Below are 15075 nucleotides of genomic sequence, written 5' to 3'. Positions count from 1 at the left end.
CACTTCACCGCCGCCGTCCGAGTCTCGGGACACCACCCCCACCCCCACCCCCGCCCCGCCCCTGCCCGTCGATCATGAGGTTGGCGGCGGTAGTTGATCTCTGGAGTGCCGCTAACGTCATGGTCAACGGGGTGTCACTTGAGATATGTACGATCCGTTCATGCGGTATGAGCAGACAATCACGGTGCGGGCCGATCAGGCGCGAGCCTGGGCGGTGCTGGCCGCGGTGACCACTTGGCCGCAGTGGACCAGTTCAATGCGGGAGGTGCAGCCGCTCGACGGCGACGAACTGGCGCTCGGGCACCGATTCCGGGTCAAGCAGCCCGGCATGCCGGCCCTGGTCTGGCGGGTCAGCGCGCTACAGGTTGGTGACTCGTTCACTTGGGAGACGCATTCGCCTGGTGTGCGTACCTCCGGGTTCCACCGGCTGGCCGCCAACCCGGACGGCACCACCTCGATTACCGTCGGCGTGGACCAGGCCGGGCCCGTGGCGCGACTGCTCGACCTGCTGATCGGCGCCAGGACCCGGCGGTTCCTGGCGCTGGAGGCCGCCGGACTCAAGGCAGCCAGCGAAAGCTGACTGGGCGACACCCCTGCCACTCGGCACCAAATGCCACCCGTCGGCGGTCCTGAAGGGCCGGTGCGGCCGACGACCCTGGCGATGACATGTTCGTGGCGCAGGATCGCCTCGGCGGTGTCGCCGAGGCGGTGGTTGGCCAGGGCCCGGGCCACCTGGACGGCAGCCGCCCCGAAGTGGCCTGCCACCGCCAGCCGATGCGCCTCCACTCACTGGGCGACCAGTGCCCTATGCCTTTTCCAGCACGATCAGGCGGTACTCCAGCCACCGCCGCGACAATCCGGTCTGCAACGCCGATCCGCCGATCATGTTGGCCCAGAACGGCATCTCCACCAGACGGTCACGAAGTCGCGGCACCGCTGCGGTGGCGCCCACCGCCACCTTGATGAGGCGGTCGCGGGGCCGACCGAGATGCAGGTATGCGGTCAGGTCCAGATCCTCGACCAGGCGCAAGCCGGCGCGTTCAGCCATGGCGGCCAACTCGGCGACCGTGTGCAGACTTCCGACCCGCCACCCGGCGCGGAACTGGTCGAGACAGCGCTCGCGAGCGGCCAGCCCGCGATCCTTGTCGGTCATCCAGTCGTCGCACAGAATCAGGCGACCGCCCGGACGCAGACGATCCACCAGGGACGGAAGCAGCTTCTCCAGCGACGGCGAGTGTACGACCGCCTCGACGGCGACTATGGCGTCGTACTGCGGCTCGGCGGGCAGCTCGGCGAAGTCGGCGCAGATCACCTGGCAGCGGTCGGTCAGTCCTTCGCGGGCGAACCGTTTCGCGGCGATCTCGGCCTGCACCCGGCTGATGGTCACCCCGGAGATGAACCCGTCCACCTCCTGGGCCAAGCGCACCATCGTCCCACCGACGCCACAGCCAAGGTCGAGCACCCGCGCGGTGCCCGATGGAATGTGCCCGCGCAGACGCTCGATCATCAGGCGATTGACCGTGTCCATGGCCTGCGCCGCGTTCACGACATCCGGCGTCCACACACCCCGGTGGATAGCGTCACTGCCCGGGCTCTCGGCCACCAGAAGAAACCGACGCGTGTTGTCGTCGTAGTAGTCAGCGACACGATCAACATGGCCCGGTGCAACGCTGCCAGGTGTCGAACTCATCGACGCAAGCTAGCACGACAGCTGATCAGCAGTTACGCACAGAGTGATGACTCCGTCACGCGTTTAGCCGGAACCCGTTCAATGGGTGAGGCCGATGACCGTGGCCAGTCGCGCCACGTCGGCCGCCGCCGGTCCGCCCCGGACGACGTCGGTCAGCAGGGTACGGGCGACCGGACGACTGCGGACCTCGGCGGGCGCGATGCGGTCAGCCGCCACCAGCGTCTGCCCGGCCCGGCTGTGCTGGCTGGCGTCGAGGTACGTGCGGGCAGCATCGATAAGGTGGGCGGCGCGATGCTCCGGCGGCAGACGTGACCAGCCGCTACTGCGGGTGACCTGCTCGTGGCGCAGGACCGCCTCGGCGGTGTCGCCGAGACGGTACGCGGCCAGGGACCGAGCCGCCTGGACGGCAGCCTGCCCGAAACCGGTGTGCTGGGCGTCGGTGTCGTCGGCGTGCCGGTCGGCGAGGGCTGCTGCCTGATCCAGCAGATCGTGGGCCTTGCGGCGGTCACCGTAGCCGGCGGCAGCGAGCCCGGCCTGGAGGTAGAGGCTGCCGCGTACGGAGTCGTCTGCGGGGTCCGCTGCCGCCAGGGCGGCGGTGAGGGCGATCCGGTGGTGGCCGAGGGCGCGCAGGGCCTGGGCGACGGCGACGGTCGCGACGGCGGCGAGGGTGGGGTCACCGGCGGCGGTGGTGACCGCCCGGTCGGCGGCGAGCCAGGCGAGGTCGGGGTGATCGAGCTTGACCAGCACGTCGGCGGTCAGCCGATAGGCGGAGACCAGCAGGGTGCCGCCGGTGGCGTCGAGCAGGTCGGGCAGGGCGCCGAGCAGTTGCGGGTAGCGGGCGTGCTGATAGGCCATCCAGGCGTACGCGACCTGGCCGCCGGCCTGCTGCGCGGTGACCGTGGGCCGGGGTCGGTGGTGGTAGCAGGCGAGCGCCGTCCGCACCGCCTCGATCCCGTTCTCGGCGGGTGCTGGGGCCGGGGGTTGGCGGGGACCCAGGAGCATGGTCGGGTCGAGGCGCAGCACCTCGGCGATGTCCCGGATCACCGAGTACCGGTCGAGCCGACGTACGCCGCGTTCGACCTTGTCGACCCAGCTTTTCGACTTGCCGAGCCGGTCGGCGAACGCCTGCTGGCTCATGCCCCGGTGGGCGCGCAACTCGGCCACCCGCCGCCCGAGGGGCACGGAGTTGCGGTCCCGCCGGTGGGTCATCGGCCGCCCCCGGCGGGCGGCATCGTGTGGGTGTGCTCCCCGCAGCGCGGACACCACCGCGACTTCACCTTGAACGCGAGTAGCCCAAGCAGAAAGCCCGGCACCAGCCCGCCGAGTACAACCGACACGACCTCGTGAAGCACGATCTCCCTCATTTCCTGATCGGGGTAGAGGGGCCGGGGTCTCTGCACCGTTGCCCCTCGTGACAGTTCGCGATATATGCGAAAGGTTGCCGGAGCGTCACGGACGGTTGCACCGCTGGCGTGTGACCATAAGGGGACGTCTACGAAAGGTCCCCGTGGGCATGGCGCGAAACGATGACCTCCGGCAAGCGATGGCGACAGCCGGACCCACCGCTGCTGACCTGGCCGAACGCTGCGAAGTGGACGCGAAGACCGTGGAAAGGTGGGTCAGTCGAGGGCGCGTGCCGCACCCCCGCTCAAGGGTGCGTGCGGCCGCGGTGCTGGGCAAAGATGTAGGTGTGCTGTGGCCTGAGATCATCCGACGCGCCGCGAAGGTAGGGACCGACCGGGAACTGGTCGGCATGTACCCGCGCCGCGCAGACCTGCCCCGAGCGGTCTTCCGCGAGGCGATCGCCCGCGCCAACTCGCGAATCTGGTTCGGCGGGTACACCAGCTACTTCGTGTGGCTGGAAGTGCCCGATGCTGCCGCTACTCTCGCCGCCAAGGTCAACGCCGGGGCCGACGTGCGATTCCTGCTCGGTGACCCGGACAGCCCGGTCACTGCCGAGCGTGACCGACTGGAAGCGACTCCGCTGACGTTGGCGACCCGCATCGCGATGACACGGGCAGAGATCGGCAAAGTCGACGCCGCAGTCCCGATCCGGCTGTCAGATCGCCACATCGCCATGTCCGTGTGGGTCTTCGACGACGAGGCCATCGTGGCCACCCATATCGGTGCCGGGCTCGGGCAGGACTCGGTGACGCTGCACCTGCGGCGTGCGCAGGACGGCGGGGTGTTCGACCGGTACGTGGAGCACTTCGAGTCGCTGTGGAGCGATGGCGCGCCCGCCGATCCACAAAACTGAGCGATAGCCCGCTACCCCTGCCTTTTCCTCAACTACCACGACCAAAGCGTCGAGGTCCGCGACCGAGGCACCGACAAGAGGGCTGGCAGGGCTACCTTCGCGCCCGTGCCGTTTGCGTGGCAGCGCTGCTGTTCTACACGCCGGGCCAGGACCAGATGCACTGCCACAATCGGGCGAACACCCTCGTTGCTGCATCCTCGGGAGGATGATCGACTGGACGGGGAGACCTGCACCGATCCGGAAGGGCTGTTCATGACCAACAAGGAGCCGCCGGACTACCAGCGCATCGTGGACGACCTGCGCTCGCGGATCCTCTCTGGTGGACTGGCTCCGGGCGACAAGCTCCCCACCGAGAAGGAGCTACAGCAGCGGTGGGGCTATTCCACGACGATCATCAAGCACGCCCTCACTCTGTTGCGCAGCGAAGGGCTCATCGAGGGGCGGCGGGGTTCCGGCAACTACGTGCGCGACCGGACTCAGCTCGTGCGCCGCGCCCACTCTCGAGACATGCGCAGACGCCTCGGCAGCACCTCGCCGTTCGCCCGAGACAGCGAAGCGGCCGGAAGACGACCGACCTGGGAGTCGGAGAGCGCGAGGATTCCAGCGCCCCCGCACATCGCCGAACGACTCGGCATCCAGCCTGACGACACGGTGATGCACACCAGGTACCGCTACCTCGCGGACGACAACCCAATCCAGCTCGCGGACTCCTACGAGCCGATCGCCGTCACCGGCGGCACGCCTGTCGAATATCCCGAGCGCGGACCGGTCATCGGGGTGGTTGCCTGGATGGACTTCATCGGCGTGCCCATCGACCGGTTCGTCGAGGAGGTCACCACCCGACCAGCGATGCCCGAGGAGATCACCGCCCTGGACCTCGACCCGCGTGGTGGCAGGTGGGTGATCGCGATCGAGCGCACCTACTACGCCGGGCCGGCCGCAGTCGAGACCGCCGACATCGTCTTCCCCGGCGACCGATACCGCCTGGTCTACGAGATGCCCGTCGACCCCTGGACGCCTTCCGAGACCAAGTCGTCCTGACGCCAGAGACGGTGACTGACGCTGAGCTGTGATCGTTGTGTCGGACAGCTTCGTGTCAGCTACCAGGGATGAAAGCGCTACTCCCTAGCTCGTTCTTGGCGTAGTTGTTCGAGCATGGCCGTGTCGGATGCGAGGTCCGGGCTGCTTACTTGGCGGTCGAGATCGACAACGATCTCAAGCTCGCCGATCGCCTCGTCGAGATTCCCCTCGTCCTGCGTACGAAGGCGACGATGTTGGGGCGGGCCGTGAGCAGCGAGGGAGACCGGTCAGCGGTGGGTGGCGAACCAGTCGACGGCGAAGTCGACAAGCTCGCGTTGGCGCATCAGGCGGGATTCGGCCGCGCCCACCCGTCCGATGCGGGCCCGGCCGGTGGCCTCGAAGGCGGTACCCAACTGGTCGAAGTCGCCCTCGTCGGTGGCGACGTCCTCCCAGTGGACCCACCGCTGGCCGGTGTCGGTGCGTACGGCTGAGCTTTCCTGTCGGCGCGGTGGGTCCGGCACCCGGTATTCGGCCAGGTGCAGTGAGGTGTTGTTGCGGTGTCCGACGCCGAGCAGCAGGACGTCGCCGTCGAGCCGGTAGACGGCGCCCAGGGGAGAGTGGTCGCCGAGCATGTCGTCGAGTTGGTGCCCGGTCACTACGGCTTCGGCGGCCGGGCCGAGGGCCGCGAAGGACACCTGCGGGTGGTCGCTGCGGCGCGCGCCCGGCCAGGTGCGGACCGTCTCCGCGATGATGCCCATCCACCGGCTCGGTGTCACCGCCGGATCAAATGGGGGCATGTGTTCCCGGATCACCGGCCACCACGACTCCGGTACGGGCGGGTTCTGCCAGCCGCCGGGGTCGGTGTTGCCCGGGGTGTGGGTCGGCACCACCAGGGTGCCGTCCGGGCCCAGCGCGTCGAGCAGCGCCTGGACCACCGCGACCGGGCCACCGCAGACCCAACCGAGTGACTTCAGGGAGGAGTGGAGGATCAGCACCGAACCGCGCCGTACCCCGAGCGACGCCAGGTCGTCGGCGAGCGAGGCGCGGGTGGCGGGCAGGCCAGTGCTGATCATCGGCAGACCCTACCTGAGCAGGCAATAGGCGCGTGGTGCGGCCCGTCAGAGCTGGTACAGCACGCTCCAATAGCCCACCAACGCCGCGAGGATCAACACCATGGTTCCGGCAACGTACGGCTACCAGCTACCACGCGGGCGGGCGAAGGCCAGGACGGCGGTCGCCGACCAGAGGGTCGCGACGATCATCGTCCAGAGCGTCGCCGTGGGCACCCGGTCGGCGATCCGGCAACCGGCCGACGTTGGTAGGACTGCCGGGCAGATGTCATGGCGTGGTACCGCCAGCCACCAGTAGCCTGCCCACGCCGCCGCCGCGATGCCGGTGACCGTCGCCGCCGCGAGCCACGAGCGGGCACGTGAGAGCACTCCACATTGGACTTCACTCACCTGGGCAGGCGTGGGCCTGACCCAGGTGGTAGAACGCGTCGGCGTCTGGGCCGAGCATCAAGGTCGCGTTCGTGAGAGCCTTCGCATCCGCGAACCGGGAGGTGCGCAGCCACACCCGTGCCACCCGATCACCAACACGCCGGGCGATCTCCGCCTCCCGCCCCGCCACCGCCAGCCGATGCACCTCCACCCACCGCCAACCCCGACAACAGACCCGGAGCGAATCAAGGAATCCTCCACCCCACCCCTCCCCACACGCCCGACCCACCCCAAACAACCACAACACCACAACCCTCCACCCAGCCCACCGCTTGTTGACCATGAGGTTGACGGCAGTCGTTGATCTTCGAGCTGCCGCTAACCTCATGATCAACCGGGTGAGGCGGGTTCAAGGGTTGGTGGGTGGGGGTGGGGGTGGGGGGTTGCGGAGGCGGGCGGTGTATTCGGCGAGGGTGTCCAGGCCGACGGTGTGGCGGCGTTCGTCGACGTGCTCCGGGTCCTCGATCGGCTGGGGTTGCAGCGGACCGGTGTGGTCGGGGCCGTGCCAGAACTGGGTGCCGTACCGCTGGGGTCTGCCCTCGGCGCGCAGCACCCGGTCGGTGAGGTAGGCCAGGTGGCGGGGCCTGGCCTCGCCGTCGCGTACCGCCTGGTCGAGCAAGGCCAGGCAGCGGCGCTGGAAGTCCAGGTCGTGGTCGGCGTGCTGGGCGAGCAGCCAGGCGGCGTCGGCCGCCTCCGGCCCGACGTCGCTGCTCCGGGGCCAGCCGTACCGGTCGATGACCTGTTCGAGCCACGCCGCGTTGTCGACGTCGACCTGGCACGCCCAGGCCCAGAAGGCGTCGTCGAGGGCGCGGCCCGGCACCCCGGAGCGTGCCTCCTGGTCCCGGTCCATCCGCTCGACCAGTTCGGCGGCGACATCGGCCGGCACCGGACGGTAAGGGGTGTCGGTGGCCGGGGCGTTGTCGTCGTGCCGGCCACACTCCGGACGATTTTCCGCGATCTCAACAGCCGCGCCCGTCACATCCACCATCCTGACATGGCCGGCCCGGTCTGCGGTGCCGCCGGCACCACCGACGGGAGGCGGAGGCAGGGTGGGCAGGTCGGGGCACGACCCGGGGGAGGACGAGGGGTCGCCGACCTTCAGCCCGTCCGCCGAGCTGCCACCGCTGTCCCCGGCCGACCTCGGCGTGTTGCGGCAGGTCGGTGGGCGATGGCAGGTCAGCGACACGGTACGGGCGCTGCCGGTGGATCCGCAGGCGGGGGAGGTCCGCTCCTCGGCGGTCGGCGGAGCGCACCGGGCCGCCATGCTCTTCCTGCCGGACTCCCCGGGTCAGCTCACCGCCACCCCGATCGTGGAACGCCCCGACACCGCCCAGGGGCGGATCCTCGGCGGACTGCGTCGGCTGCTGCTCGGCTCGCCGCTGACCAGTGCCTCGATCCTGCGGGAGAAGATGTCGAAGGTCATCGCGCTGCCGGTGCTCGCCTCCGACCTGCTCTCCTCGGTGGCGTACGGGCCGGAGGCGATGCTGGCCGTGCTGGTGCTGGCCGGCAGCGGTGCCCTCGGGCTGTCGTTGCCGATCGCGGCGGCCCTGGTGGTGCTGATGCTCGCCGTCGGCACCTCGTACCGGCAGACCGTCCGGGCCTACCCGCACGGCGCCGGATCGTACCTGGTGGCCAGCGACAGCCTGGGACCACGCGCCGGCCTGGCCGCCGCGGCCGGGCTGGTCCTCGACTACGTGCTCACCGTGTCGGTCTCGGTGTCCGCCGGGGTCGCCGCAGTTACCTCGGCGCTGCCTTTCCTCGCCGCATATCGGGTGCCGCTGGCGCTGGCGGTCATCGGGGTGCTGCTGATCGGCAACCTGCGCGGCATCCGGGTCGCCGGCAATGCCTTCGCCGTGCCCACGTACTTCTTCCTCGTTGCCGTCCTCGGGCTGATAGCCGCCGGGTTCGTCCGGGCCGCAGCCGACGGATTCAGCGTCGTGGCCCCGCCGCCGACACCTGCGGTGGAAGGGCTCGGTCTGCTGGTCGTGCTGCGGGCCTTCGCCTCCGGGGCCACCTCGATGACCGGCATCGAGGCGGTCTCCAACGCGGTACCGGTGTTCCGCCCCACCGCGTGGCGCAACGCCCGCACCGTGCTGACCTGGATGGTCAGCATCCTGATCGTGCTGTTCGCCGGGCTGACCCTGTTGATCCATCTCAACGGCCTGGTGCCGCGTGCCGACCAGACCCTGTTGTCGCAGTTGGCCCGGCTGACCTTCCCCACCGGCCCCTGGTACGCGATCATTCAGGCCGCCACCGCCCTGGTGCTGCTGCTTGCGGCGAACACCGCCTTCAACGACCTGCCCCGCCTGCTGTACTTCATGGCCCGCGACGGGTACGTGCCCCGCCGCTTTCTGCACCTGGGCGACCGGCTTGCGCTGAGCAACGGGCTGATCGCCCTCGCGGTCGCCGCCGCGGCGATTCTGGTGGCCTTCGGCGGCGAGACCCACTCCCTGATCCCGCTCTACGCGGTCGGGGTCTTCCTCGCCTTCACCCTCTCCCAGACCGGCATGGTCAACCACTGGCGGCACCACCGCGACCCCGGCTGGCGGCGGCGGGCGGCCATCAACGGCTTCGGTGCCACCCTCTCGGCGGTCGTCCTGGTGACCGCTGCGGTCACCAAGTTCACCGAGGGCGCCTGGGCGGTGGTGCTCGCCGTACCCCTGTTGATCTATCTGTTCCTTCGGGTACGCCGCCACTACGACCATGTTCAGCAGGCCCTGGGCCTGCACCCTGACCATCCGCCCTCGGTGGACCCGGCCGAGGACGCGCCGCCCGATGTCGTTCCGCAGCAGGTACGGCATCTGTTCCTCGTACCGGTGGCCCGACTCAACCAGGCGGCGCTGCGCACCCTCGCCTACGTCGGCTCGCTCGGCCAACCGGCGCTGGCCCTGCATGTCAGCCCCGAGAGCACAGAGGCCGAGCGGTTCCGCGCCCAGTGGAACACCTGGGGCGACCACATCCCGCTGGAGACCATCCTGTCGCCGCACCGCGTGATCATCCAACCCCTGGCGGAGTACGCCAGCGCGCTGCGTCTGCACCACCCCGACCTGACCCTCACCGTGGTCGTACCGGAGGTGGTGGTCGACCATCCCTGGCAGCGGGTGCTGCACTACCGCACCGAACAGCGACTACGACGGGCCCTGCGCCGCCACCCCGGCATCGTGGTGACCAGCCTGCCCACCCACCTCACCCGCTGATCGTCACGAAGTGCGTCCAGACCACCGACGGCGGTCGGCCAATGACGGGTGGAACTCGGTAGCCATGGCGACCGGCTGGTGCAAAGATCGACACCTGGGTCGCTAGCTCAACTGGATAGAGCATCCGACTGGTTAGCGCGTCCGCTCCCCGCCCACGCGGCTATGGGGGTGCTTCCTTCTCCTGTTGGATCGGAAGGTTCGGGGTTCGAGTCCCCGGCGACCCACTGTGCGGTTGGCCGTGTGCCGGCGGCTGCCGGAGTCGACCGGAACGGGGGACCACGTGCTGGAGAAGCTGATCATTCAGAGGACTCTGTGCGTGCCGGCGAGCACTGGTACGGCTGGCGACGGCGCAGCGGTGGCTCGGCAACTGGACGCGGTGCTACTGGATGTGGGGTTCTCGGCGTCGCGGGCCCTGCTGGAGCACATCGGTTCGCTGGCGCCGATGGCGGCGATGGACCTGGCTGCCACGGTCGTCTCTGCGGTGCGTGAGTTGGTCGGCGACCACGTCCAGCACAACGCCTACTTCCTGGGCTTCCCGGACGAGGTTCCGGACACCGTCGAGTTCTGGATGCAGCGGCTGCGGGCGGCCGTGCTCGCCGATGGAGGCACCGCGACCGACGGGCAGGTGCGCGACGCCGTGCTGTCCGGTCGGGTGAACCTGCTCGACCTGCCGGCGTACGGGACCTACCAGCACAGCTACGCCGAACTGCTGGCCGCGCACGACGACCTGATCAGCACGGCCGGGGACCGGCTGAGCGTGTTGCGGCTGGGCGACGCGGTCGAGGTGGAGGCGACGCGGCTCTATCTGGCGCTGGCCGGGAGTTCGACGCCACTGGGTGAGGCGGACCTCGCGCTCCTCGGCGAACTCGCGGTCGCCTGCTGCGACGGCGCGCAGCCGGTCGCGATTCCGGTACGGGAGAACCGGGCTGTGCTCAACGGGATCCGGCTCGTCCTGGGGCGGCCGCTGGTCGGCGTGGACACCACCACCGATGTGCTGCGCGTCGCCTGTCAGGTTTCCGGTGGGGACGCCTCCCTCGCGGCACCCACGCGTTTCCGTGCCTTCCGGCGGCCGGAGCGGCGAGTGCTGTTGGCCGCGTTGAACGATGTCGTCGGTGCGAGGCCGGACAAGCTCGGTGATGTGGCGCGCTACGCGGAGCGGTGGAAGCGGCTCGGGGAACGGTTACATCCACACGAGTACGACCAGTGGCCGCACGCGCAGGAAGTGTTCACAGTCGCGCGTGGCCAGCGGCGGGTGCCCAACCTCGCTGGTCGTGCCGAGGCGGCGATCCGTTCCGGTGCGATCGTCTCTGCCGCATCGGTGTTGTCGGCGGCGCCGGGTCTGCTGCTGCGCTCCACGGACCGGCTGCTGCGGTTGGCGTCGCCGTCGCAGCACACTGCCGTGGTCGAGGCGATCACCGGTGCGCTCGGCTCCGCATCGGGCCGGGTGCTGCTCTCGCTGCGTGAGCATGTCGCCAACCGGCTGACGCCCGTATCCGCCCGCGTGTACGTGAACCGCTCCCGCAAGGTGTGGACCGGTCCCGACCGACGGTCACCGCTGCCGGCCGATCTGGTGGCCGAGTTGTCCTCGCTGATCGACGCCGAGATCAGCACCCGACTACCGGAGTCGAATCGACCGTTGCTGGTGGATCCGGACGTGTTGGACGTCGCGCTGCCGCTGTCCGGCAAGGCGGCCGAGGGCGGATTCGCGGTGTTGCCGAGGGGATCGCGGGCGTCAGTCTCCGGTGACCTGCTGCGCTTTTTCATGTACTGGCGTCAGAGCAGCCGTCGCACCGATTACGACCTGTCGGTGCTGCTGCTCGACGACGAGTTCCATCCTGCCGGTCAGGTGTCCTGGACGAACCTTCGCGGAGGCCAGGTCGTGCACTCGGGCGACATCACCGACGCGATCGACGGTGCGACCGAGTTCATCGACGTGCCCCTGAAGACCCGTGGGCACTACGTGGTGCCGCAGGTCCACATCTATGCCGGCGAGTCGTTCGACGAGGTCGCCGAGTCGATGTTCGGGTACCAGACCCGCACGCGGGACCAGCGTGGTGCCCCGTTCGACGCACGGACCGTTCGGGCGCGTTCGCAGCTGCGCGGTCGGTGCCGGATCGCGTTGCCGATGGTGTTCACCAAGGACGACCGTGGCTGGCAGGCCATGTGGCTGCACCTGTACCTGTCGGGTAGGCCGTCATTCAACCGGGTGGAGGACAACACCTACACCACCGCCGACCGGGTACGCGCACTGACACGGCGGCGATACCTCACCATGTCCTACCTGGTCGACCGGTGGCGTACCCGAGTCGAGGTCAGGACGTGGGACGGTCGGCTGCCCGACGAGCCGGTCACCTTCGTCGGCATCGAGGCGCCCGAGGGACTGCCAGACGGGTCAGAGACGTTCGATGTGCACCGACTCGGTGAGCTGATTCCCGGCTGAGCGGCAGCCGCCCACGGTCGGGTGCGGCGCATCCCATCGATCGTTCGCCCGGCGAGCGGTGGCAGTTGGGCTGGCCGATGTGCTGCACACGGGACAGCTGAACTGCCACCGCTCCCGACTGCCGGGGTAGTCGGTGGAGGGTGGAGTGGTCAGTGGCTGAGGACGACCGTGGAGATGCTGCGGGCGCCGACGTTGACGCTCACCTGACCGCCGTTGACGCTGACGGACTGACTGGCCGCGTTGGCGTTCTGCGAGGTCAGGTAGTGCTCGGCCCGGGTGACGCCCTGCGGCACCTGGATCACGGCGTTGTTGACCGCGCTGGTCGAGCGGTTCAGGATCACCAGGGTGGTCTTGCCGCCGCCGGTGTAGGCGGTCACCTCCAGCGGATTGGCCTTGGTGCTCTTGGTCAGGGCCACCCGCTGGTAGCCGGGGCGGACGTACTTGGAGTACTGCGAGAAGGCGTACCCCCGCTTGAGGGGTGCCCCCGCCGTGGTGCCGAAGGCGGCCTCGCCGTCACCGATGAAGGAGTAGTACCGCTTGCCGTACCACCAGATGTAGGCGGTCCAGTTCGCCTCCATCGACCGGTGCACCGTACGCATGATGTCGTCCAGGGTCTCGTTCCAGACCGCAAGGTTGGCGGGGTTGCCCCAGATGTTGGAGCCGTTGCCGTCGGCCGCGTGCAGGTTCCACTCGGTCATCCACACCGGCTTGTTGTGCTGGTCGGCCAGGGGGTACGAGCGCAGTCGGCCGGAGGCCTCGGTGCCGTACAGGTGGCCGCCGATGTAGCCGATGTTGTTGCGGGCGGTGGTGTCGTTGAGGGTCGGATCGGTGTAGGTGTAGTTCAGGTTCACCGCCTCGGCGACCATCAGCCTGGTGTTCTGCACTCGGGTGCCGTGGTCACGGACGAAGTTGCGCAGCTCCGTGCCGCTCCAGTCCATCGAGTCGTAGTCGGGGTGCCAGTCCGGCTCGTTCTGCACCGAGGTGACATCGATGGTCACCCCCTGGTTGCGCATGTACTGCACGTAGCTGTTGAGGTGGTTGGCGTAGTCGGCGTACCGGTCGGTGCGCAGCTTGCCGCCGTTGATCCGGCTGTTGTTCGTCTTCCACTCCGCCGGTGCGGTCCACGGCGAGGCGAGGATCTTCACGCCAGATCCAGAGGACTTCGCCGTACGCAGGGCGTTGACCTGGGTCGACCACTCGCCGGAGACCGGCGAGATGCCGGTACGCACGATGGACAGCCCGAGCTGGTTGGGGCCGAGCCCGACCAGGGTCTGGGTGTCCGAGGTCGACCAGGTGCCGCCCCAGATCGGGGTGGCCGCACCGAAGCCGTCGACCGTCTGGTAGCGGGTGTTGCTGTTGACGGTGATGTCCGCCGGGCCGGTGGGCGGCGGGGTGGTCGGCGGCGCAGTGGTGGTCGGCGGTGCAGTGGTGGGGGTGGTGCCGCCGGTGCAGGTCACCCCGTTGAGGGCGAAGCTGGTCGGGGCGGGGTTGCTGCCCGACCATGATCCGTTGAAGCCGAACGAGGTCGTGCCGTTGGTCGGGATGCTGCCGTTGTAGCTGACATTGCGGGCGGTGACGGTCGCGCCGCTCTGGCTAAGGGTGGTGTTCCAGGCCTCCGTGACCCGCTGCCCAGCGCTGTAGTTCCAGGTCAGGGTCCAACTGGTGACCGGATCGCCGAGATTGGTGATGCTGACGTTGGCGCCGAAGCCGCCCTGCCATTCCGACGACACCGCGTAGTTGACCGAGCAGCCGGCGGCTGCCGCCCCGGCCGGCAGTGCCACGGCGACCCCGGCCGAGGCCAGCAGTACGGCACCGGTGGTCACCCGAGCGGCGTTGACTCTGAATCTTCTCTTGACGTCTCTCATCGCTGCCGTGCCCTTCGAGAGTGAACGTTCACCAACAGGTGAGACCGGCGCGGCGCTGCGTCGGCCCTGTCCGCGCTCCCCGGTGGGCAGTGAAGCCGCCGATCTTCTCCCGGCCAGCGTCCACTTTCATCGACCATCCTTGATGGGATGGGAGCGCTCCCGTAATGTACCGGACGCAGCTGTTAACGTTAACCTAACATTGATGACCGGCAATATCAGGTGGTCTTGCCGGGCGGGAGGTCGCGGTATGTCCAGATTCAGGCGAACAAACGTGTTGCTGGCCTCGGCCGGGGTGGCGTTGCTGGCCTCGTCGGTGGCCATCGTGGCGTTGCCGGCCAGCGCGGCGGCGGCCGGCTGCTCGGTGCGGTACGAGGTGCCGTCACAGTGGCAGGACGGCTTCGGCGCCAACGTCACCATCACGAACCTGGGTGACCCGGTGACCAGTTGGACCCTGACCTGGTCCTTCGGTGCGGGGCAGCGGGTCACCCAGTTCTGGAACACCGAGCTGACCCAGACCGGTGCGACAGTCACCGCCCGCAATGTCAGCTACAACGGCACCATCCCCACCAACGGCTCGACCTCGTTCGGCTTCAACGGGTCATGGTCGGGCAGCAACCCCGTGCCGACCAGCTTCGCCCTCAACGCGGTGGCCTGCACCGGCGGCACCACCCCCACCACCCCGCCGCCCGGCACCACCCCGCCGCCGACCACCCCACCGCCGACCACCCCGCCCCCGACGACTCCGCCGCCCACCACCTGCAACCTGCCGTCGACGTACCGGTGGTCCTCGACGGGTGCCTTGGCGCAGCCGAGGGCGGGTTGGGTGTCGTTGAAGGACTTCACCCACGCGCCGTACAACGGTCAGCACCTGGTCTACGCCACCACCCATGACACGGGTACGACCTGGGGTTCGATGAACTTCGGGTTGTTCTCGAACTGGAACCAGATGGGTTCGGCCAGCCAGAACCAGATGCCGTTCGCGGCGGTCGCGCCGTCGTTGTTCTACTTCGCGCCGCGCAACATCTGGGTGCTCGCCTACCAGTGGGGTGGGCCGGCCTTCTCGTACCGGACTTCGACGAACCCGGCGAATGTGAACAGCTGGTCGTC

13 protein-coding genes and 1 tRNA gene are annotated in these 15075 nt (G+C 69.1%); 7 read left to right on the top strand and 7 right to left on the bottom strand.

Going from position 1 to position 15075, the window contains the following annotated elements:
• Positions 1–160: 160 nt before the first annotated feature.
• Complete coding sequence (locus ABZ795_RS10210) at positions 161–580, top strand: SRPBCC family protein (RefSeq protein ID WP_357530037.1); 420 nt, start codon at positions 161–163, stop codon at positions 578–580.
• Between the two features lie 225 nt (positions 581–805).
• Here ABZ795_RS10210 and ABZ795_RS10205 read toward each other — a convergent pair whose 3' ends face one another.
• On the bottom strand, positions 806–1690 hold the full coding sequence (locus ABZ795_RS10205; RefSeq protein WP_357530036.1) for a methyltransferase domain-containing protein: 885 nt from the start codon (positions 1688–1690) through the stop codon (positions 806–808).
• Positions 1691–1768: 78 nt separating this feature from the next.
• Positions 1769–2956, bottom strand: a complete 1188-nt coding sequence (locus ABZ795_RS10200) for a helix-turn-helix domain-containing protein (RefSeq protein WP_357530035.1) — start codon at positions 2954–2956, stop codon at positions 1769–1771.
• A gap of 247 nt (positions 2957–3203) precedes the next feature.
• Between ABZ795_RS10200 and ABZ795_RS10195 the strand changes: the two genes are divergently transcribed.
• Positions 3204–3947 (top strand): helix-turn-helix transcriptional regulator, encoded by a 744-nt coding sequence (locus tag ABZ795_RS10195; protein WP_357530216.1) that lies wholly within the window; start codon positions 3204–3206, stop codon positions 3945–3947.
• Positions 3948–4199: 252 nt separating this feature from the next.
• Positions 4200–4988, top strand: a complete 789-nt coding sequence (locus tag ABZ795_RS10190) for a GntR family transcriptional regulator (RefSeq protein WP_357530034.1) — start codon at positions 4200–4202, stop codon at positions 4986–4988.
• 266 nt (positions 4989–5254) lie between these two features.
• Here the strand turns inward: ABZ795_RS10190 and ABZ795_RS10185 are convergent, their stop codons facing one another.
• The 4 genes from ABZ795_RS10185 to ABZ795_RS10170 form a co-directional block, all read right to left on the bottom strand.
• Positions 5255–6040 (bottom strand): AAC(3) family N-acetyltransferase, encoded by a 786-nt coding sequence (locus ABZ795_RS10185; RefSeq protein WP_357530033.1) that lies wholly within the window; start codon positions 6038–6040, stop codon positions 5255–5257.
• A gap of 120 nt (positions 6041–6160) precedes the next feature.
• On the bottom strand, positions 6161–6427 hold the full coding sequence (locus ABZ795_RS10180) for a hypothetical protein (protein ID WP_357530032.1): 267 nt from the start codon (positions 6425–6427) through the stop codon (positions 6161–6163).
• The gene (locus tag ABZ795_RS10175) at positions 6420–6617 is read right to left on the bottom strand and encodes a hypothetical protein (protein ID WP_357530031.1); all 198 of its coding nucleotides are present in this window, start codon (positions 6615–6617) and stop codon (positions 6420–6422) included. The genes ABZ795_RS10180 and ABZ795_RS10175 overlap by 8 nt, the downstream gene beginning before the upstream one ends.
• A gap of 198 nt (positions 6618–6815) precedes the next feature.
• A complete protein-coding gene (locus ABZ795_RS10170; protein ID WP_357530030.1) occupies positions 6816–7454 on the bottom strand; it encodes a DUF6624 domain-containing protein in 639 nt (212 codons plus the stop codon).
• 61 nt (positions 7455–7515) lie between these two features.
• Between ABZ795_RS10170 and ABZ795_RS10165 the strand changes: the two genes are divergently transcribed.
• From ABZ795_RS10165 to ABZ795_RS10155, 3 genes are all read left to right on the top strand, one after another.
• Positions 7516–9663, top strand: a complete 2148-nt coding sequence (locus ABZ795_RS10165; protein WP_357530029.1) for an APC family permease — start codon at positions 7516–7518, stop codon at positions 9661–9663.
• Between the two features lie 96 nt (positions 9664–9759).
• A tRNA-OTHER gene (locus ABZ795_RS10160) sits at positions 9760–9887 on the top strand.
• A 56-nt stretch (positions 9888–9943) separates the two neighbouring features.
• A complete protein-coding gene (locus tag ABZ795_RS10155) occupies positions 9944–12103 on the top strand; it encodes a hypothetical protein (protein WP_357530028.1) in 2160 nt (719 codons plus the stop codon).
• A gap of 149 nt (positions 12104–12252) precedes the next feature.
• On the opposite strand, the gene ABZ795_RS10150 is transcribed toward ABZ795_RS10155, so the two are convergent.
• Complete coding sequence (locus tag ABZ795_RS10150; RefSeq protein ID WP_357530027.1) at positions 12253–13968, bottom strand: cellulose binding domain-containing protein; 1716 nt, start codon at positions 13966–13968, stop codon at positions 12253–12255.
• A 247-nt stretch (positions 13969–14215) separates the two neighbouring features.
• Here ABZ795_RS10150 and ABZ795_RS10145 point away from each other — a divergent pair.
• Positions 14216–15075, top strand: an 860-nt coding sequence (locus tag ABZ795_RS10145; protein WP_357530026.1) for a non-reducing end alpha-L-arabinofuranosidase family hydrolase, incomplete at its 3' end; no start/stop codon positions are given.

It is taken from the genome of Micromonospora sp. NPDC047134 (genome assembly GCF_040643455.1).
GTDB lineage: Bacteria > Actinomycetota > Actinomycetes > Mycobacteriales > Micromonosporaceae > Micromonospora.
The sequence above is the reverse complement of the archived record's forward strand: the minus strand, read 5'-3'. Positions and strand labels throughout refer to the sequence as shown.

Bases quoted from the DNA above. Each gene is read 5' to 3' on its own strand.
- ABZ795_RS10210 (WP_357530037.1), top strand. From the start codon at position 161: ATGCGGTATGAGCAGACAATCACGGTGCGGGCCGATCAGGCGCGAGCC.
- ABZ795_RS10170 (WP_357530030.1), bottom strand. From the start codon at position 7,454: ATGGTGGATGTGACGGGCGCGGCTGTTGAGATCGCGGAAAATCGTCCG.
- ABZ795_RS10205 (WP_357530036.1), bottom strand. From the start codon at position 1,690: ATGAGTTCGACACCTGGCAGCGTTGCACCGGGCCATGTTGATCGTGTC.
- ABZ795_RS10190 (WP_357530034.1), top strand. From the start codon at position 4,200: ATGACCAACAAGGAGCCGCCGGACTACCAGCGCATCGTGGACGACCTG.
- ABZ795_RS10185 (WP_357530033.1), bottom strand. From the start codon at position 6,040: ATGATCAGCACTGGCCTGCCCGCCACCCGCGCCTCGCTCGCCGACGAC.
- ABZ795_RS10150 (WP_357530027.1), bottom strand. From the start codon at position 13,968: ATGAGAGACGTCAAGAGAAGATTCAGAGTCAACGCCGCTCGGGTGACC.
- ABZ795_RS10195 (WP_357530216.1), top strand. From the start codon at position 3,204: ATGGCGCGAAACGATGACCTCCGGCAAGCGATGGCGACAGCCGGACCC.